Source organism: Candidatus Chlorohelix allophototropha (assembly GCF_030389965.1).
In the GTDB taxonomy this organism is placed as follows: domain Bacteria; phylum Chloroflexota; class Chloroflexia; order Chloroheliales; family Chloroheliaceae; genus Chlorohelix; species Chlorohelix allophototropha.
This window is the reverse complement of the sequence record NZ_CP128400.1, coordinates 656,455-675,669: the sequence shown is the minus strand read 5'-3', so window position 1 is coordinate 675,669 and position 19,215 is coordinate 656,455. Positions and strand designations below refer to the sequence as shown.

At 47.8% G+C, this 19,215-nt stretch carries 16 protein-coding genes and 1 pseudogene; 2 read left to right on the top strand and 15 right to left on the bottom strand.

The genetic code is table 11. The features are described from left to right. Nucleotides 1-23: 23 nt before the first annotated feature. From OZ401_RS15590 to OZ401_RS15535, 12 genes and pseudogenes are all read right to left on the bottom strand, one after another. Nucleotides 24-1,754 (bottom strand): alpha-amylase family glycosyl hydrolase, encoded by a 1,731-nt coding sequence (locus OZ401_RS15590; RefSeq protein WP_341471379.1) that lies wholly within the window; start codon nt 1,752-1,754, stop codon nt 24-26. Nucleotides 1,755-1,947: 193 nt separating this feature from the next. Beyond that, entirely contained in the window at nt 1,948-2,739 is a 792-nt protein-coding gene (locus OZ401_RS15585; RefSeq protein ID WP_341471378.1) for a transposase, read from the bottom strand. Further along, on the bottom strand, nt 2,681-3,346 hold the full coding sequence (locus OZ401_RS15580; protein ID WP_341471377.1) for an IS110 family transposase: 666 nt from the start codon (nt 3,344-3,346) through the stop codon (nt 2,681-2,683). Before OZ401_RS15580 ends, OZ401_RS15585 begins: the two co-directional genes overlap by 59 nt. A 216-nt stretch (nt 3,347-3,562) precedes the next feature. Next, complete coding sequence (locus tag OZ401_RS15575; protein WP_341471376.1) at nt 3,563-3,847, bottom strand: hypothetical protein; 285 nt, start codon at nt 3,845-3,847, stop codon at nt 3,563-3,565. After that, nucleotides 3,844-4,257, bottom strand: a complete 414-nt coding sequence (locus OZ401_RS15570; protein WP_341471375.1) for a hypothetical protein — start codon at nt 4,255-4,257, stop codon at nt 3,844-3,846. Before OZ401_RS15570 ends, OZ401_RS15575 begins: the two co-directional genes overlap by 4 nt. 56 nt (nt 4,258-4,313) lie before the next feature. Next, on the bottom strand, nt 4,314-4,856 hold the full coding sequence (locus tag OZ401_RS15565) for a transposase (RefSeq protein ID WP_341467997.1): 543 nt from the start codon (nt 4,854-4,856) through the stop codon (nt 4,314-4,316). 75 nt (nt 4,857-4,931) lie between these two features. Next, a complete protein-coding gene (locus tag OZ401_RS15560; RefSeq protein ID WP_341467996.1) occupies nt 4,932-5,357 on the bottom strand; it encodes a helix-turn-helix domain-containing protein in 426 nt (141 codons plus the stop codon). A gap of 136 nt (nt 5,358-5,493) precedes the next feature. Further along, entirely contained in the window at nt 5,494-7,305 is a 1,812-nt protein-coding gene (locus tag OZ401_RS15555) for a reverse transcriptase/maturase family protein (protein WP_341467995.1), read from the bottom strand. Nucleotides 7,306-7,805: 500 nt separating this feature from the next. Beyond that, nucleotides 7,806-8,558 carry an ISL3 family transposase gene (locus OZ401_RS15550; RefSeq protein WP_341471374.1) on the bottom strand — a complete coding sequence of 251 codons (753 nt, stop codon included), beginning with the start codon at nt 8,556-8,558 and terminating at the stop codon, nt 7,806-7,808. Between the two features lie 409 nt (nt 8,559-8,967). Further along, nucleotides 8,968-9,864: an SWIM zinc finger family protein gene (locus OZ401_RS15545; protein WP_341471373.1), complete on the bottom strand. Its 897-nt coding sequence runs from the start codon at nt 9,862-9,864 to the stop codon at nt 8,968-8,970. 6 nt (nt 9,865-9,870) lie between these two features. Beyond that, nucleotides 9,871-12,945 carry a DEAD/DEAH box helicase gene (locus OZ401_RS15540; protein WP_341471372.1) on the bottom strand — a complete coding sequence of 1,025 codons (3,075 nt, stop codon included), beginning with the start codon at nt 12,943-12,945 and terminating at the stop codon, nt 9,871-9,873. A gap of 320 nt (nt 12,946-13,265) precedes the next feature. Then, nucleotides 13,266-14,057 (bottom strand): annotated as a pseudogene (locus OZ401_RS15535) (ISAzo13-like element transposase-related protein). 370 nt (nt 14,058-14,427) lie between these two features. Here OZ401_RS15535 and OZ401_RS15530 point away from each other — a divergent pair. Further along, entirely contained in the window at nt 14,428-14,784 is a 357-nt protein-coding gene (locus OZ401_RS15530) for a site-specific integrase (RefSeq protein ID WP_341471371.1), read from the top strand. Between the two features lie 332 nt (nt 14,785-15,116). On the opposite strand, the gene OZ401_RS15525 is transcribed toward OZ401_RS15530, so the two are convergent. Genes OZ401_RS15525 through OZ401_RS15515 form a run of 3 tightly spaced genes read right to left on the bottom strand, consistent with a single transcriptional unit; the run spans nt 15,117 to nt 18,751 of the window. After that, entirely contained in the window at nt 15,117-15,929 is an 813-nt protein-coding gene (locus tag OZ401_RS15525; protein WP_341471370.1) for an SDR family NAD(P)-dependent oxidoreductase, read from the bottom strand. A gap of 18 nt (nt 15,930-15,947) precedes the next feature. Continuing rightward, a complete protein-coding gene (locus OZ401_RS15520) occupies nt 15,948-17,372 on the bottom strand; it encodes an acyl-CoA reductase (protein ID WP_341471369.1) in 1,425 nt (474 codons plus the stop codon). After that, a complete protein-coding gene (locus OZ401_RS15515; RefSeq protein ID WP_341471368.1) occupies nt 17,369-18,751 on the bottom strand; it encodes an acyl-CoA synthetase family protein in 1,383 nt (460 codons plus the stop codon). The genes OZ401_RS15520 and OZ401_RS15515 overlap by 4 nt, the downstream gene beginning before the upstream one ends. A gap of 139 nt (nt 18,752-18,890) precedes the next feature. Here OZ401_RS15515 and OZ401_RS15510 point away from each other — a divergent pair, with 139 nt between their 5' ends. Further along, a complete protein-coding gene (locus OZ401_RS15510) occupies nt 18,891-19,097 on the top strand; it encodes a hypothetical protein (RefSeq protein WP_341471367.1) in 207 nt (68 codons plus the stop codon). Nucleotides 19,098-19,215: the final 118 nt, after the last annotated feature.

The following is a 19,215-nucleotide window of genomic DNA, read 5'->3' as shown; positions in this document are numbered from 1 at the left end:
GATGCTTATGCAAGGCTCTCAATTTATTTGAGCTTGATGATATAACCGCTGGTTGCGGGAATATTTGCCAATGGGGCATACCCAACGATTGCACCGTTCGCTTGAACGGTGAGCGGCGCAAGGGCAGGATTAGTGCCATCCAGACTCATTAGTAAGGTGGGGCTATACTGACCAGAGGCAAGACTGGATTTATCTATATCTAGCTTCAGGTCGGTGATAGGTTGGTCACTCATATTCAGCACTACTAGCACATCGCTATTCTCGGCGTGACGTAAATAGGTAGCTACTTTGTAATAATTAGAGTTGAGCGGGGTATAATCGCCCTGCGCTACTGCTGGAGTTGTTCGCCTAATTTGAATCAGCTTGCGGTAGAGGTTTAGTAACGAAGTGGAATCGCTATCCTGCGTCTGTACATTGACCTTCGCTACATCCGGGTTGAGCGGTTCCCAGGGTGTACCGGTGCTAAACCCGCCTTTTGAATCGCCACTCCATTGCATAGGCGTGCGAATTTGCTCATCCGGCTTTGTCCCAAGCATCCCGATTTCCTCTCCGTAATAGATAAAGGGCAAACCTGTTGAAGTTAGATAAGCGGTAGCTGCCAACTTCATCATCGCCATATCATTTCCCAGCGCATCCATAATACGTGGCTGGTCATGATTGGTAAGAAAACTACCATAGCGTTGGTTAGGCCAGTTCTTATTGGCATCTTTAATCAGGTTTACAAAGGAAGCTTGCCCACGCTTGGCGCTATTTACAAAACTTAAAGCCAGCGAAAATTCGAAATAGCTGTCCAGTTGGTCAGGATAGTAACCAAGTAGCGATGACCCTGCGGAAATCTCACCGATGGTATAAAAATCAGGCTTGAGCGAGAGGTAGTATTTGCGATAATCACGCAACCATTGGTGAGTTTGCGGGGTATCCACTTGCTTCTGCCCATCCTCGATAAAATGCTTGATTGCATCCATACGGAAGCCATCTACACCCATCTCTTTAATCCAAAATTCGGTTACTTTGTAAAGCTCTTTAGTAACATCCGGGTTGGTCAGATTTAAATCGGGTAGGTTTGAATCAAACACACCGTAGTAATAGCCCTCGCCTAATGGATTTTTATGCCATGCTTGACCTAATGGACCCGGATAACCCGGATCGGTATCGCTGAAAATGTACCAGTTACGGTAAGGAGATTTGGGGTCGGCTGCTGCTTGTTGGAACCAAGGATGCTTTATCGAGGTATGATTGAACACCATGTCCACCAGAACATTGATGCCGCGCTTATGCGCTTCCTGTACCAACTTCTTAAAATCATCGTTTGTGCCGTAGTCCGGGTTAATTTTGTAATAATCGGTGGTGTCGTAGCCATGATAAGTAGGTGATTCTGTTACCGGCAATAGCCAGATGCAATTGACTCCCAGACTTTTGGAAGAACCGGATTTGCCATCATTCAGATAATCCAGCTTTGCTATAACACCTTGCAAATCCCCGTTGCCATCCCCGTTACTATCAAAAAAACTGCGCACAAATAGTGAATAACAAACCCCGTCTTGCGTCCATGCCGCTGCGGGTGCCGCGTTGGTTGTGGTAGTGACAGTCGTATTAGTGTTGGTAGTTACAGGTGTTGTTATAATAGTCGTAGCCGCAGTAGTTGTGGCTAGAGGAGAGGGGGTCGCGGTATTGTTATCACCACATGCGCCAAGCAACATCAGAACTAATAAAAAATTTGCTGCCAGCGCACCGAGTCTCTTTATCTTTGGCATCGCTTTTTATTCCTCCTGTTTTTTAATTGTTGTATTATAGCGCACAACCGAAACATATGCCCTTAGACAGAGTTTGAACAAAAATAGGACTTTAACAAGCAAATAAAAAGGAAGGAACAGATCTCTGCTAAGCTCGACTTATATAATAGTTTTAGGTAGTAACAGTTAGGTACAAAGAAGCCATCGTAGTTTGTCAAGCCACCTGAGCAACCAATGGTAACTCTTTGGCCACAAACTTAGCACCGATCCAGACTTTTTTCGGGTCGAAGGTGCTGTCGTTCTTTAACAAAGAGTAAGCTGTGATTAACATCTTACGCATAACCGCCATCAATGCACTGCGCCCATTCATGCCACGCTTCCTTAATTCGCGGTAATAGTCCCCAAAGGCAGATACTTTAAGACGCAAACTGACTAATGCCACCATGTATAACAGGCGCCGCAACCGACCACTGCCACGCTTGGAAAGTTTCACCTTGCCTTTCCATTTTCCGCTTTCCTTCACGGTTAAATCTAGCCCAGCGTAGGCCACCACCTGATTACAATTGGTAAAACGTCCAACTTCGCCTAGCTCTGCCCGTAACCCTGCGATGGTTTTTGGTCCAAATTCGGGGATTTCAGCCAACTTCTTGGCTGCTTCATCTTTTTGCAGTAGTTGAGCAATTTCACTTTCTAAAATCTCAAGGTTAGCCTGGGTATGTAGCAATTGGTCGCACAAAATCACTAAGCCATGGGCACGGGCATTACTGGCAAGCCCACTACTGGCAGATTTTTTACTCAATGTAAGTAGCCGTTCAGCGGTTTTCAAACCATAATGACCGTTACTTAATTCAATGAGTTTAGCACTTAGAATTCCTATAGGAACTTCTGCAATTGCTTGACGGCTAGGATATAGCTTTAATAAGGACAGGGCAGTGGGGCGGCAGGGGTCAGCAAAGACCTGAGTATATTCTGGAATATATAACAAAAAGTAAGGCGTGAATTTCATTTCGATAGCGACCAATTTCATCGGCTAGGTTGGAATGAAGCCGAACTAATTCGCGATAGGTCGCCACCAAATCACCTGGCACATAAGCTGGTCGAGCCTCATCGCTTAGGACTACCCTGGCAATCGTTCCAGCATCCAAGGCATCAGTTTTAGCCCGTAAACCACGACGTTGTGCGAACTGATGGGTTTGGACCGGATGTAAAAGAATTAAATTATAACCCAATCTGGCTAGATAGTGATACAAGTTTTCCCAGTAACGTCCAGTCGCTTCCAAGCCGATGGTGATTTGAGCTGGTATTACCCCTAAACTTTCGAGCTTAGTCAGCACAAAAGCATAACCTTGCGCGTCATTAGTAAATTCGAGAGGCTTGATGACTACTGTTTTGTCAGGGCGAAGTACACTTATACTACACTTCTCACAACCTACATCAATACCCACGGCAAACAGCCGACCTATTGAGGCTTGCTTTGGGGTTTCACATGGAGGAGTAATCATTTTTTGCACCTTAGTCCAGCTAAAAGGGCTGCTACACAATACACTATTGAACTTACGGGACACCCAACCATTCAGCGCGTGCGTAAGCTTATCGCGGATAGCCAGTCGCATAACTGCGCTGTAACAAGCCTAATTGCCGCTACTAGCGCTAATGGTCGGGGAACAGTCTTTGCAAGTCGGTCTTCTCCACTGCTATCCAGTTATGAAGCCGTAAGTCGAGACCTCGGTTCTCCCGTTACCATCAGTCTATTAGCTTTTGAGTACTTTGCTGTAGTCTAAGCTTTTCTTTGTTCAAAACTATTATATAAGCCGAGCTTAGTGTTTCAATTAAATATTGGAATAGAGTGGTGGCAGGATGGAACCTTGGGCAATACCTCTGGTGCGTTCTAAACTCAACCGACCCTCTTCCTGTGGCGTGGCGCTTAAAGAGTCTTTGGCGTTACGGTAGCTCTGCCGATTTTTCCAGATCCGATGCGCCAGTAGCCCTAACGAGCCAACAGTTCCCAGCGCTGCGCTAGCGCAGGCTACCTTACCCAGCGCCCCACCATGCCGCACGAACCTTTTTGCCAACCACAATCCGGTCAAAGCTCCTTCCATTCCCAGACGTTTCAAGGCTTCCTGCCCGGTATGCCCTTCGGAGCGTTGCCGCGTGGGCGTGCGCCACTCGTCTCCCTCTTCGTCCCGAAACCAGCCGAAGCGCGGTAGTACCCGGAATTTGAACCCGCCTGTCCACTGCTCAAGGCGGAAATGCCCCAGTCCAGCCCCCCCTCTAAGGCCAACCGGGTGAATTCAGCCAACCGATCAACCAAATTCCCTTCCGGTTGTGACGGTGTAAGTTCTGAAGTTGGGGTTGGCGCAAGACCCGGCTTGTGTGGGGCAGGTTGGGACGGCATTTCCGGTTCTCGGTTAAGTTGCCGGGGGTTGTTGAGCCAGAGTTTTAACAACTGTACCAGAACAGGGTCTGAGATTTTCTCCTTGAGTAGGTGCACCAACCGCCCCCGCTCGATATTTATTTTTGTCAAGGGAAAAAGGGTTCTGGCGCACTTTGCGTGAAAATATGGGCGATAACCCAGATTAGTTAAGCCGCAGTAGGACGTAATACCCTCGCCCTTAGCAACGTGAATCTAGCGCGACCGAACATTGTTTTCTTAATCGTTTTCAATCGATTAACCTGACCCTCTACCTGACCTTGGCTGAACTCCAAGGTTAGACCAGCTTTCACTGCTGCCTGGTCTTGCCTTATCCCATTCGCAAAACTTCCCAATTCCTGTAATTGTGCCAGCCCCACCTGCTGTTCCACCTTTTTCAGCCACTCTTCTAAATTCTGACCTTGCCGCCCTCGCAGCATTTTCACAAATTCCTGACTGAGTTGGTAAGCTGTCTCTATTTCACTATCAAAGGTTCGTAGATGGATCAACAACTCCTGCTGCTTTTCGGTTAAATCCTCTGTATTCTTCAACATTACAAAACTGGCTTTTCTGGCACTTAGCAGTGGTTGTGGTTTTAGCTTAGGGAGCGCCTTACCTTCTGCACTACTTGCTCCAGGTGGTCTTCCACGACCAGTTTTCAGTGGTTTTGGCGGAGGATGATTCAATCGGTATTTTGCCAGATATTGAGCCATAAGTGCCCACGACCCGGTGTAACCACGCTCTTTAATCTCAAGGAAAAGTTGTACCCCTTTGTAAACTCCTTCTGCCTATCTCAGTGCAATATAAGGTTTGTACAAATCCAATATACTTGGCCCGGAGGCACGGGGAGTGTAACGTGGTACTTGTTCGGCTATCAAATATTTCTTTACAGTTTGCCTGCTAATTCTTAATTCCCTGGCAATTCTGCGTTGGGTTAAGCCCTCCTCACATAGTGCCTTAATATGTTCAAATAAATAATCTTTGCGACTAATTGGTATGGTTAGTGGCGTTTCTTCAGCAGAAATTTCCTTATCTTCATTTTCTAGGGTGGTTAAAGCAGTCTCAAGTTTTAGCCCTACCTTCCTTCTTTGTTCGTTCTCTGAAAGAATTACAGGCTCAAATTCTTGGTTTTCAACTTGTTCTACCCGGCTACATTCCAGTTGCTCCGTCTTAACTTGCCTGGGGAGTAAACAAGCACTTTTACGCTCAAACATAGTTTTGAGATGGTCTCCCAGATTCACGTGAGATGGGCCGCCAGCGAGTTACTCTTCCAAAGAAAAGCACTTTTCCAACGGCCTTCTCCCAAACGGTGCGGGCATCTTTCAATGCACACCGCTTTCCAGCATCGGTCTAGCCTGTCGCGGACTTCGGTACTCGTCGAAATGGTCGTCCATAGGTTACATCTTGATGGCAACTTTCACATAAAACTAAAGTTTTGCGCTTTCTTGCCGCCATTACTTTGACCCAGCCTGGCTTCTCTCGCCCAGGGTATCGCTCAAGCTCTTTTAACGCTCTAATGTGATGGACTTGTATTCGCTCAGCTTTTCCGCTGGCTCCACAATTTTCACATTTGTCCGCTAAAAGTCGTTTGACCAATTCCGTTCGAGGTGGCCAGTTGAAAACTTTCTTCTCGTCTTCAATCGAGGCTTTAATATCCCACTTCAGTGAAATATCGCCCCAGCGTGCTACCAACGGTTTCTTCCCTGGTCTTTCAATGGTTTCTTCCAAGACTTTGTAACGTTTTCCTTCTAACTCATATTCTGTCTGGTATTTCTGGTAGATTTTAGGTACCGACAATTTGAGTTTTGCCGCTATTGTTTTGGTTAAGGAAGTTTCCATTACCCCATCTAATCGGGTAAACGTGTGGAGGTTGTAGGCTAGTCGGTAGTATTCGACTAACCCTCGAAACTCATAACGATACAGATTTATGATGGTGAAAACGCTATCGTTAATTAGTTCCGTTCTTTGTAAAACTTTGCGGCTGTGTTGTTTGTAACGCTGGCATTTACTTTTCACAACCTCCTTTGGCACTCTGAGGCCAATGTTTCCATTGACACAACGACGACCAGTTGTATCGCGCCGACTGTTTTCGTGGATTGTGTGTATCTCGTAATTGAGAAAGTTGGCTTTTTGGGTTTTGGCATGCGTGATCAACGTTTTAGCCTCGGATAATTTTAATTCCAATTTCTGGCTTAAAAACTCTCCGATTTTTCGCTTAATCTCTTCTGCTTCCGCCTTAGAGCCAATAAAACCTAATAGAAAGTCGTCGCAATACCGAATGTATCTTAAACGTCGGTAGTTTGGATCATCAGGGTCTTGCGAAGGCAGTTTTTGAACCTGTTTCCATAGTTCGCGTCCTATTTCCGTTCGCCCTTTGGAAGTTTGGTAATAGGCACTGTGCTTGATCTTCTCGTATTGTGGATTAAGTCTTCTTCGTTCGCCCCTGGTGTATTCTGGAATAAGTGTAGTTTCGACCCATTTGTCCAGTTGGTCTAAAAGTAGGTTCGACAAAAGGGGGCTAAGAATTGAACCCTGCGGTGCTCCGCTATAGGTGGCATTCCATCGCCAATTTTCCAGGTAGCCTGCTTTTAGCAATTGGCTGATGAGCCGAACAAACCTCTCATCTTTAATATCCTCTCTGAGCCTGGCCTCAATCTTTTCATGAGACAGACTCTCGAAGCATTTTGAGATATCTCCTTCTATAAACCAAACTGTGCCAACCCAATTATGATAGATTTGTTGTAAAGCGGTATGACAACCTCGTTTTGGTCGAAATCCATGTGAGAAGTTGCTGAAACTTTGCTCATAGTAAGCTTCAAGAATGAGGCGAATTACTTCTTGTAACAGTTTATCCGACCAAGATTGTAGACCGAGCGGTCTCTGTTTGCCATCTTTGCGTGGAATGTAAACTCGTTTGGCTGGTTTCCAATGGTATTTCTCCTGACGTAATTTCTCGATGATAGCTTCAATTTTAGTCAGGCTCATCCCATCAGCGGTTTCTTTATCCGCTCCTGCCGTCATGGCTCCTTTGTTCCGATATATCTTACCGTAAGCCATTAGGTAGAGATTAGGATTGTAGAGAAGGCGATACACTCTTTCTAGTGGTAAGTTTTGAGTACCGCGCTTTTGGATGAGTTCGAGGATATTACGGGCTTCACGCATCACGCGCCCCTTTCTATACTCAACTCGCCGACACCTACCCTGCTGACCTTTGTCAAAGGGTCAACTCTGGCCTTCTTTCAAAGGCTGCCCCTTCGCCATGTACTGAGTTTTCCTCAGCCCGGACTACTATGGGGGTTCCGTGACCGTAGGTCTCGCGACCCGTAGGTCATCCCGCATCCCACTTGTTAGACGTTCTAGCTCGCCTTAGGTGCCCTTTCATCTCCTTGAATGGGTTCATTACCCATCACTCACCGAAGAGAGTGTTTTGCATCCCTCGTAATCTGATGCATATTTCGGTGACAGCGCGATAAACGTTATTAACGCTGAGTGTTCCTTACCACCGTTGGTAGATTAGGTTCGGCAATTCAGCTTCACCATAGCGAGCAGGACACCCTCAACCAGACCTAAACGTCTTCAGTCTGCTGAGGTTTTGTGGCATGCTACTGTCCTGTCTGGGTTTTCCCCATCGAGTAAGCCACCGTCCTAACGGTCTGTTACTCTCAACCGCTCCTTTCTCTAAAAGGTATCCAACAAGCGTCTATACGGCGCACCAAGAGGTGAAATCTATCAGCCACCTGAATCGCTTCTGGTGCTCCTCGCCTGGCACCATCAGCATAAGCACTGGCACGATCCCTACTGATTACCTCCACCCCTGGATGTTCCTCCAGCCATTTAGCTAATGTGTCGGCTTTTCGGTCAGCTAGTAAATCTACCGGGCAATGTTGCTCTAAATCGATCAAGATCGTGCCGTATTCGACCCCTTTCTTGTAACTCCAATCGTCCACTCCTAGAATTCGAGGAGTAGGTTGTAAAGGGATCGGCGTTTTTCGAATAATGCGTAATAGAGTATCACGGCTTACTTTTACACCCTCTTTAGCAGCTTGCCGAACACCCGGTCTACCTCCCAGCGCAAAAGCCAGATTTTCGAGCAAATGATATTGGCGAATGGTACGCCTGGCTTTTCTTTCGAGCAGAATTGGTACTTGTTCCGCAAAAGTGCGACGCGGGCAACCAGAATTATCACAAAAGAAACGGCGTATGGTTAAACTCAAGCTTACTTGTTGCCCGATTAACGGCAAGTCTGTCGGTTGTCTTTTGTAACGGCTATGCACCCGCTCCGCCGTAAATCTACAACTCGGACATTGTGTAGTCTGGTATGTTAAATGTGCTTCGAGAAGCAGGGTACTGCCTTCTTCTTTACAGGCATCAAGCTGAATTTCCCAGCGTGTAGGTAAAACAATTTCTTCTAACATAGGCTAGCTATTTCTAGGAATTAGAACACAATTACTACCCCCCTAAATTATACCAATAATAGCTAGCTACCCTTTCCACCGATTCACGCATAGTGCGCCAGAACCATTTTTAAATTATCATAAACATAAATGTGACCTATTATCACAAACTGAGACCAAATGAATGGGTACAACGAGTTTATACGGGCTTGGGAGAAGTAGTAGTTCTTGAAAGTCTACAAATCGAAGTATCGCTAGAGCGCATCTACGCTAAAGTAGAATTTGACCCCGAACCACGACTTTTACGGGAGTAGCGCTAATCCACTTGGGTTCTATCCAATGGTGCTGTTCTGTTTCATCTGACTCCAGTTTTGACGCACCTCTCGGCATTTCCTGTTTCTTAATATTTCTCAGCAGAAAGCTGCCAGTTTCAACGGTTGGCTTTGTGTAAGGCAGCCTCCGCTATAAGGGCGTAACCTTTAGCCAGTAGTGTCAGTACATCCGGGGTTTTCTCGGCAAAGCTAGGTGTTCCCAAGCGTTTTAACAAAGCTGCGTTTATCGGTGGCGCTTCAATCGAGAGCCGAAATTCGGACAGACTCTCCCCCATCAGCCAAAATGTAGGCAATCTGTCTTCAAGTGGCAAGCTTTCTGCTATGGCTTCAGTCTCGGAGATGCCCGTTTCTGACCCAAGTTCGGGGTTACCTACCTCTGCTACTACCGCCCGTTTCTCTCTAAGCGCCTGGATTATTTCCTCTTTCTCTCGCCCCCTCAGTTTGAAGATGAGGAAGGGGTCTTCATCGAATTGCTCTGCCAACAGATAATATACGGCTGCCAGATGTTTGCAGGGATTAGACCAATCCGGGCAGGAACATTTAGTATCTAAATCGTCCAATTCTTGGGGAAAGAGTGAAACCCCCGCGACTGCAAAGGCTTCCTCAATATTCTGGGGCATCTCCCCTGCCAGCAACTTAGCTGCAAAGATGGCTTGCTCTGCCATAGCCACAATTACCCGCTCCCATTCCTGCGGGTTCAGGGGAGTCAGTTTTATCGTGACGTTATAAGGTTTAGGTTGCGAACCCTGTACTTTTGCCTTTACCTGCCCCTTTTCCAATAAAAGAGAAACCACCTGCCCCTTGCGAGCATAACTGCGCCCGCGCGTTAGACGATTGCCCAGTTCAAAAGATTCTAACACTTCCACCCAGCGTTTTGACCACCAACTTTCCCCGATAGCCCCTCGCTCGCTTTTCGCCTTTATACCGCCCACTACCGGGCGTGGTCCGCTGCCATAATCGTAGTAATCCCCCCAACCTCTCCTATTACGCGGCATAAATCTTTACTCTCCTATCGCTTCCCGGCTGAGTGCAAAAAGTTCCCGCAACTGCATCGTACTGAATTCGGTAATCCAGCCCTCGCCACTATTCACAATGCTGTCAGCCAACTCCTTTTTCTGTTCGATCATCATATCGATGCGCTCTTCCAGAGTTCCGGCACACACAAATTTATGCACCTGCACATTCTTTTGCTGCCCGATGCGAAAAGCCCGGTCGGTAGCCTGATTCTCCACCGCCGGATTCCACCAACGATCGAAATGGAAAACATGATTGGCAGCGGTCAGATTCAAACCAACGCCACCCGCTTTAAGCGAGAGTAGGAAGATGGGCGGAGCATGTTTATCCTCCTGAAAGCGTTGCACCATCTCGTCACGTTGTTTCTTGGTGCTGCCCCCGTGTAGAAAGAGAATTTCACAACCCAACGTCTCCTGTAAATAGCCCCGCAATAGCCCTCCGAACTCGCTGAACTGAGTGAAAACTAAGGCACGATCTCCCTCCGCCAACACCTCTTCCAGCATTTCTTCCAACCGCGCCAGTTTGCCGGAACGTCCCGGTAAGGGGCTACCATCTTGGGCGAAATGCGCCGGATGATTGCATACCTGCTTCAGTTTCATCAAAGTGGACAGCACCAAACCCTTGCGCTGGATACCTTCTTCCGCCTGCTCAATCTGTTCAAGCATATCTTTGACCACCGCTTCATACAGAGTAGCTTGCTCACGGGTCAGGTTGCAGAACACTTTCATTTCCAACTTGTCGGGCAAATCGCTGATAATACTTTTGTCGGTCTTGACCCGTCTCAGCACAAAGGGCTGTATCAGCTTTTTCAGGGTTTCGGCTTTATCCCGGTCACGGAACTTTTCGATGGATAGCGAATAGCGATTGCGGAATTCGGTAGCCGAACCAAGATAGCCCGGATTCAGGAAATCCATAATTGACCATAGTTCTGAAAGACGATTTTCCACGGGAGTGCCGGTAAGGGCTACCCGGTAGCGAGCAGTTAGCTTTCTGATAGCCAGACTTTGTTTTGAAGCCGAGTTCTTTATATTCTGCGCTTCGTCCAACGCTACCCGTTCCCATTCCACCGCAGTAAGGGTCTCGGTGTCGCGATGCACCAGCGAGTAGGTGGAAATCACCAAATCGTGTTGCAACGCTTCGGTTTTGAAATCCTCTCCCGACAAACGCTCGCTGCCATAATGCACCATTACTTTGAGAGATGGCGCGAAGCGGGACAATTCCCGCTGCCAGTTGCCCACAATCGACATTGGGCAAACTAGCAGAGTTGTTCCGGGAGTATTGCCTTTTTTATTATGCTCGCGTTCGTATAGCAAGAGGGAGATTAACTGGGCTGATTTACCCAACCCCATATCATCTGCCAAAATCCCGCCCAAGCCGTATTGTCTGAGGAAGGCAAGCCACGCCACCCCCTTTAACTGGTAGGGACGGAGTTGCCCCTTGAAAGAGACGGGTTGTTTTATCGCCTTTATCTGCGCTTTTCCGTTGAGCTTTTGAAGTAGTTCGCCAATCCAGCCTTCCCCTGCTACTTCCACTACCCGAAAGGTATCACCCTCCTGCCCCAACCCCCACCTGAGCGCCTCTCCCAAAGATAGTTCGCCGCGCTGCTGTTTCTCGAAAAAAGCAATGGCGGCTTCAATATCCTCCGGTCTTAGCTCGACCCACTGACCGCGCACCTGTACCAGCGGCACTTTCATTTGCGCAAGGCGGGCGAATTCTTCAAGCGAGAGGGTTTGGTCACCTACCGCCGCTTGCCAGTCATAAGCCACAATTCCGTCCAGACCCAGCAAGCCGGAGGTAGTTTTGCCGCTGTCCTTCAATTTCATCTTGACCGCCACTTTAGCTTTGGCTTTTTGCCACCAAGGCGGTAAAAACACCCCGAAACCGCTCTGCTCCAAAAGCGGCGCACCTTGCCGCAGAAATTCGTATGCGCCAGCCGTATCGAGGGTTAATTCCACCGGACGGGCGGTGGTCATACTGCGGTCTAGCGGTGGGAAAAGGCGCGAGGCTTTCCCCAAATCTGCCAATAGCCGTTCTTGCGGGTTTTCAAAGCGGCGTTTAAGGAAGGTCAAGGCGCTACCGCGTGTTTTCCAGACTTGTTCAGCGGGAACCAGCAAACTTCGGTCATCATTGGCTTGTAAATGGAAGTTGAGCGACCATATTGGATTACTGCTGGTTTCCGGGGGAGGGTCGAGACGAAAACAAGTTCGAAAAGCTGCGGGGTCTGGTTTCAATTGTTCCAGCCATCCCGTTACGGTTTTGGCGAATTGCTTCAACTCGGAAGGGGAGGCATCGAGGTTAGCGGAAACAGGTGAAGCCAAGCCGTTGAGCCATTGCCGATAGAGAGAGGGCTTACCCCGTGTGGCAGGTAGTAACCGGCTATCTTGCAGCGTTTGTCGCACCAAAGTATCTACCGTGCGGCGCAGGAAATCTTTCAGGAGTAAGGTGGGAGAGCAGGTTGCGCCTGTAAGAGCTTGGCATACCGGCGGCATAGCTTTTGCCAATATTTGTAGTTGCTTCTCTAACTCTTCTTCCAGATGCGGTTCCCAGATAGCGCGGTAACTGCTACCTTTACCCGCTTGCCTTTCTTCCAGAGAAGGTACAAAATGCTGCCCGGCTAAAATTACCAGCGCCAATTTTGCCGCTTCTTCCCAGAAAATTAGGGAAGCACCTGTTCCAAGCCACAGCGGGGGGTTATCCGGTAAGCCAACAAGTAAATCCAGCGCCGAAGAAGGGGTAAAGGTTAGGGCTGGAACTTGCCATTCTCCCAGTTTCTGGGGTGTTTCCTCAACCCGGTTCGGTAGTCGCAGTTCAGGGGAGGGCAAGGGGTGTTTGCCACCGGTGGGCAATCTGAGCTTGATTATTTTCGGTTCACCACACTCGACCAATAGGCTACCGCAAAGTTCGCCTAGCGCTTCTTTTAAACGAGCGGTAGTCAGGGCGTAGGGATGCAACGACAACGCCTTTTTGCTTTTTACCGCAGCTTCAAAGAAAGCAGCCTCTTCTCCCCATAGAAGTAAACTGCCCTTATCTATGCTATCCCAGAGGGCGTGAAGTGTAATCATTCCTTGCCTGTTAGTTTCACTGAGCTTTTACACTACTAAATACGACGGATTGCTTCGGTGGCAGACCAAGTTTGAAATAAAGAGACAAGCTTCAAGCTTCTGATTGCATAGAAGTTCCTATTCTTATTCCAAGTACATATTTTAGTATACACCTAGAAGATAAGCATATAATGGGAACCAAAAATAATTAAGTATTCGGATCAAGAACAGGGCAAGGAATGGTAACAAACCAATTAGGCAAAGTAGGCAGGCGAACCAGAAACCCTTCCACTGTAGCCATAGCTTCCCTAGAAAGCTTAACCCCCGCTTGATACAGCTTGTCAATAAGGGAACTTGCCCTTCCAAGACATACTCTGAGCAAATCTTTTCACTGTTTCCAGGCAGTCTGGGATGTCGCCATTCCAATGCTGTTCCAGAATACCCCAGCATCTTTCCACCGGATTGCACTTGCTATGATAGGGTGGATAGTAAGCCAGCGTGATGGTTAAACCCTCTCGTTTACCGAACTCCACCAGCCGATACATAAATTGAGTTCTCCGGCTGTTGTTCTCGGGACCATTATCCAGGTTCAGCACTATTTCACCTACCTCTGGGAACCGTGCTTTTACCTGCTCCCACCACTGTTCCAAAATATCTACCAGGCAGTCACTCGTCACTTTGGAAAGTACCAGATAAAGAAACAATTCTCCCAAACCAGGTAAGAGCAGTCCTACCGGGGTAACGGTGCCTTCCGGCTTAAAATCGTGATCTAGCGTTTTTACTGCTACCCGGTTCTTGCCTCCTCGGCTGAAATCCCCTAATTTGACTACTGCTTTGGCATCCAGTGAGACCCGCAACTGGCTGGGGGCATTATCCGCCCTGGTGGATTTCCTCGAAAATATCGTCAGTTTGGGCTATCTTTTTTTCGGTTTACTTTTCTGCACTCGATTGGGATGATACCCCATTTTATTTAGCTTGTAGCCAATCGCAGTAGCGGTGGGCAAGTCCTCCTCCAGGTAACCCTTTTGGGCGATCAATTGTCGCCTTACTTCTGCCGCACTCAAGCGAGTATAAAGCCGGTTACTCTTGAATTGAGGGTCAGTTTGGCTTTGCTTATCCACTATTTCCTGCATATCTGTCAATAGGTTTGGCAAATGTTCCTCAGCCCGTTTACGCCCTCTAGCTTGGTAATTATCCACAATAGGCACCCCACTTTCTAATTCTTTGGTGCCTTTTCTTAAGGTTTTACGGTTCCAACCCAACTCTTTTTCAGCCTTGGTTTGACCCCCTGCTCCTAATTCTCTGGTAATCCGGGCCATAAATATTCGTCGGTCACTACCCTTTAGTTGCTTAGCCGTTGTGATAAATGTTTCTTTTAAGCTTTCGGTTAATTCCACTTTTCTTCTCCCAATCTCTTTACCGGAAGAAGATTATACCAGTTCCTCAGGATACCTTTTTCTTTTTAATTCCCTTAGAGGAGCCAAGGGCGGCAAAGACCGGCTGGTGTATGTCAAAGGTGGAGCCGCTAAATCTCTGGCAGTCTGGTTAGGACAACGGGGTGACACTGCCGGGGCGCTCTTCTGCCCATTGCATAAAAGTGGCAAGGTCAGAGTGGAAATTATGACCGATCAGTCGGTAATGAAGGTATTAAAAAAGCGTGGTTTAGCCAACCGTAGCTACCTTCGTAGAGGCTCAAGCTGCTTGCGGGGAAACTCGCACGAGCAGATTCACGGGGTCGGGAGAGCAGTAATGCTCTCTTGCTACCCGGAAGTAAAACCTGGTCGATTAGTACTAGCAGGCGATCGAGATGCAAACCGGTTGAAGCCGGTAATAAAAATTCAAAAGGATTCAAAGGTATAAATTTAGCTCCTTATCATTTGGTTTAGGTTCCTTGAGAGATTTATCTAATATACGTTTAGCTCCGCCAAAAGTTCCCACATAAAATTCGGATGAAACCCACACAAAGTGCGGATGAACCACTTCTTCCCGTTTCCGGTAAGTAACCCCTAGTGAGAAGATAATCGCTGTTTTGCTTTTTCGGGTAGGATAAAACACTTCAAATAGTTTTGGATCGTTCAAGTCATATTAGAAAGGTGAGCTTCTGATAATAAGCAGTAGCATCATTTCAAGCTTACCGCCCAAAATTATTCCAATGTTGTACGGAAGGTCATATGGTGCAGTTTTATCCGCAACTACCGCCTTTTCCCATTAGGTTTGTAGATGAAAACGGTCATAAAATGCACAACCCGACTCATCAAGGTGCGTGGCAGAATTCTCGTAGAAAGTGCCGTTGCTTTGGTAAACCAGCCTACCAACTTATAGGGCTTTCCTTTTTCGAAAGCTTTTAGACCGACCTTTACTACTCTTTCCGGTTTATCCATTAGCCCCATAAAATTCAGCTTTGCATCTGCCCCCATCACCTCGAAGAAACCGGTAGCTACCGGACCGGGACATAGCGCAAACACCCGTATTCCACGCTTCCGATAGTCTGACCACAGCGCTTGGCTCAGGGAAAATACAAAAGCTTTGGTGGCGGCATAAGTCGCTTGTCTGCCGCCCCCTACGAAACTCAGCACCGAAGCCATGTTTATAATAGCCCCTTCGCCCTGTTCTAGCATGTCAGGAATATAGGCGTGGGTTAAATCCAACAAAGCTGCGATATTCACCATCACGCACTGTTGTTCCAACTCAGGCGGTATAGTTTCAAATGCCCCAAGCGTAGAAAAACCGGCATTATTCACCAATAAATCTACCCGCCACCCGGCATCGCGGGTAGTTTGGCGAACACTTTGCGCCGCTCCGGGATTTCCCAAGTCTATCGAAAGCACCTCCACGTTAACCCTATATTGGCTGCCCAATTCCTGTGCCAAAGCTCTCAGTTTACTTTCGGTACGTGCAACCAATATAAGGTTCATTCCACGCTTCGCCAACGCTCTGGCAAAAACTTCCCCGATACCGGAAGAGGCTCCGGTGATTAACGCAGTTTTTCCGACGTAGTGGTACATTTATTTCTCCATTCTCTATTATGCCTCTATCTCATTTACAATCCACTTACAGGCTCGCCGCATCGGCTCTATCGCATCGCTGGGAACACCGATACCGCCCTCAGTGGCTTTGCCCAACGAAACGAAGCGTTGCACTCCCTGTGCTACCAGCGAATCCATTAACGCCTCTTTCAAAGGTTCAGGATAAATCCCCACACATTGGGTAGCAACCGTTATATGCGGTAAAATCTCGGTTATTTCGTTAAAGGGTATTACATTTACGACCTTGCAGGAGGGGAAGAAATCTACCGGGTCACCGGTGAGACTGGTGACAACCGCCCCTTCACCCTTTTCGCCCCCCGCCACATGGTAAAAATCATACATATAGCGCAAACTTTCCAGATTCTCTCGCAAGTGCGCGGGAAAGTGCTTGGGGCGAGTGCTTATGGATGGGTGCAGTTCCTGTAATGCTTGATAGAGCAACTCACCGTAGCGAGCCGCCTTTTCTGGGGTGGTTTGTACAAATTGGGTGCGGGAATTGACACATGCTTCTTGATTAAAAGTGCCAGCATCTAACGCCGCCCGCCCTGCCGCTTGTCGCATCACATCTTCCGAGGTGAAGGCTTCTGCACCAATGACGGATATGCTGAATTTGGGGTCAAGTGTAATCAGGTCGATGCCCGGTCCAACTAGATTCTTGATATGCTTGACCGAATTGTGACCGCCCCACGCAATGATTTTTTCCAGATGTTGTGGTGTAATAAGAGGACGCTCAACCCGACTATCTCCGCCCTTCCAGTAAACCGAAACAAAATGTTTGACCAGCGGATGACCGGGGTCAAACTCGTGCATGGTAGTGAGAATAGCGGTAGCGGTAAGCGGGTCGTTGGAAGGGAGTTTGATAATATTATCCGCTTTGATTAATGCCCCCCGAATGACACTAATTGCTGCAATCAGCGGTACATTCCCGGCGATAATGTGCAGGGTTTTCGCACCATAAGCCCTCACTTTAGCACGTCCCAACGGTACAGGCACTTCCACCCAACCATCTAAAAAGTTGATGCCTACTTCATTTTCCACGAGGCTTTCTAACGCCGGGCGCGAGAAAACTAGTGGAATCCGGCGATAACAACCTTCAAGGATAGAAGGGGTTAGACCGCTAAAGAGTGTGGAAACACGGCACGCTTCTTGCATCAAGGGGTTGCGGTCAAACTCCAACTTTTCCCCCAACGCTACCAGAAAATCAACAATATCAGAGGTTTTCAAACCTTTAAAATCGCTCACCATCGATTGGGGGTCGCGCAGAACTATCCGATTCAGGAGTTTGGACGGGTTGGCGGAAACGAAAGTTGTCTCTCCTCCTCTGCCGGAAAATTCTAACTCGGCACCTTCAATCAATTCGCCCCGTATGAAAAACTTGACCGGGATGGGTTTGGCGCTGGCTTCCGCCAGCACCTCTTTCATACTCCCAACTCCATTTCTACATTGACGTAGTATGCCATTTCGGTAGAGCAGGATAATTTATCGTCGTCAGGAGCGTCAGGCAGATCGGAATAACGGGCAATCTCTAGTATTTGCGGACCTTCCCGACCGCATGGACAACGCTCAAAGCTGACCTTAACCTGATCCCCAGTGGTTACGCCGCCCCAATGGGATTGCGCTACTAGGTCAACAAAGGCATACCGACCCACAATTACCTCGCCGGAACCAAACTCAGGATTCAGAAGCTTTTCCCCTTCCCGATCGAGGATAAGCGGAATTTCCCAAGGCGCAACATGATTGCGTCCGTACTGGCAAAAGAGGGAGGCAGAGCCTTTTTCGGACATGGCATAAAAGTTAACCACGTTTTGCAGCGGAACACCAAAGAAACGCGCCATCTGTTCTTGATAATCCGGGGGCAGTTTAAATCCTTTTGCGCCACCTGCATGCATAATAATTGAGTCGGGGGCGAAGAAATTTTCCAGCCCTAACGCCAGGCCATTAGCTGCCATCTGATACATCACCGAGGTTTGCGCCAGCAAAAAGATTCTTTTACCCTTATTAACCATCACCTTCTGGATGAATTGCTGGAATACTGCCCCTCTGATCGCTTTTTGCTCTTCTGCCAATTTCTCAAAAGCTGCTACTTCGTCGGGTGAAAGTTTCCCTTCCGCAATCATTCTACGCATTTTAATTTCTTGACGAATAGTGGTAGGAGAAAGACGACCATCAAAAGCAAAAGTCACTCCCCAATCTGGCAGTTGCCTTAGCAATTCATTGGCAAACAGGTTCAAGACGTGCCATCCCTCTCGGAAGAAACCTAGCAGAATGGGTATTTGCACACCTTCATCAAAACCCTGTCCGAGTTTGGGCATGGTAATGAAACTGCGGAAGAAAAGAGGCCCATCCTCGGCTCTTCGAGGAATAAAGGAGGGTTTGCCACTGGTACCAGACGAGACGCTCATAGCAAAGCCCTGCGCTTCCACCGCTGACAACCAATCGTCCAGTCCCGAAATTCCTTCGGTATTCATCTGTTTTAATTTGTCGCCATGCACCGTTAAAGTAGCCAGCCAAAGGTTCAGCTTATCCCACTGTCCCTTCTCCAAAAAAGATTCCGGGTAAGTCTTATAGGTGGAATGCGAGAAAAGCAAGGGAATGGCATCTTCGGCTTTCTCGATACGTGTAATGCCCTTGCGGTCGGCGGCTCTTTGTAAAACAGGAATCTGCCGATAATTCTGGTCGAACCATTTTTGCAAGAGTTTCAAACGCAAGGCTTGCAACTCTGCGTAGGGGATGCTATAGGGGTCGGGGTGGTTAATTAGCTCAGATACATGCTCAATTTCAGTCGCACTATTTCCAGACATATTACCTCCTCTACTGCAACTAAAGTTTAGAGAAATCTACACCGAAGTATCTTTATTGTAGCAAAAATTGTGCTTGAGAACGGTAGTATTCTATTCTGAGCTTTGCTATCGTACAGAAAAGAAGTTCTAGGAAGAGGAGGTGATTGGCAATCCGGAATTGGTAGCCCGCAAACTAATGAACTGGGGTGCCAAATTGAAATTGGAAGGGCGAGGTCGGTTGACTACTCGAGAATTCCTGCTCCAAAAGCTTCAATGTTTGAAGTTGGAGGATAAAATAAGCAGTTTCAACTGGAATGGGCAAGCTTACACCCTGGTAGCAGCGCGAGCCACGGAAGTAGCTGGTTAGCGCTGAGAACAATCTAAACGTAAAGCTGGCTGGTTGTGTTACTTTCAACCAGGTTTGTTTTGTGTATGCTTAAAAAAAGAAAAGCGGCGCTTATTCAGCACCGCGCCTGCGTCCGTGA

What these genes read in the sequence shown, in the direction of transcription:
- OZ401_RS15590 (WP_341471379.1), bottom strand. Translation starts at nt 1,754, where the DNA reads ATGCCAAAGATAAAGAGACTCGGTGCGCTGGCAGCAAATTTTTTATTA.
- OZ401_RS15585 (WP_341471378.1), bottom strand. Translation starts at nt 2,739, where the DNA reads ATGAAATTCACGCCTTACTTTTTGTTATATATTCCAGAATATACTCAG.
- OZ401_RS15580 (WP_341471377.1), bottom strand. Translation starts at nt 3,346, where the DNA reads ATGCGACTGGCTATCCGCGATAAGCTTACGCACGCGCTGAATGGTTGG.
- OZ401_RS15565 (WP_341467997.1), bottom strand. Translation starts at nt 4,856, where the DNA reads ATGGCTCAATATCTGGCAAAATACCGATTGAATCATCCTCCGCCAAAA.
- OZ401_RS15560 (WP_341467996.1), bottom strand. Translation starts at nt 5,357, where the DNA reads ATGTTTGAGCGTAAAAGTGCTTGTTTACTCCCCAGGCAAGTTAAGACG.
- OZ401_RS15555 (WP_341467995.1), bottom strand. Translation starts at nt 7,305, where the DNA reads ATGCGTGAAGCCCGTAATATCCTCGAACTCATCCAAAAGCGCGGTACT.
- OZ401_RS15550 (WP_341471374.1), bottom strand. Translation starts at nt 8,558, where the DNA reads ATGTTAGAAGAAATTGTTTTACCTACACGCTGGGAAATTCAGCTTGAT.
- OZ401_RS15545 (WP_341471373.1), bottom strand. Translation starts at nt 9,864, where the DNA reads ATGCCGCGTAATAGGAGAGGTTGGGGGGATTACTACGATTATGGCAGC.
- OZ401_RS15540 (WP_341471372.1), bottom strand. Translation starts at nt 12,945, where the DNA reads ATGATTACACTTCACGCCCTCTGGGATAGCATAGATAAGGGCAGTTTA.
- OZ401_RS15525 (WP_341471370.1), bottom strand. Translation starts at nt 15,929, where the DNA reads ATGTACCACTACGTCGGAAAAACTGCGTTAATCACCGGAGCCTCTTCC.
- OZ401_RS15520 (WP_341471369.1), bottom strand. Translation starts at nt 17,372, where the DNA reads ATGAAAGAGGTGCTGGCGGAAGCCAGCGCCAAACCCATCCCGGTCAAG.
- OZ401_RS15515 (WP_341471368.1), bottom strand. Translation starts at nt 18,751, where the DNA reads ATGTCTGGAAATAGTGCGACTGAAATTGAGCATGTATCTGAGCTAATT.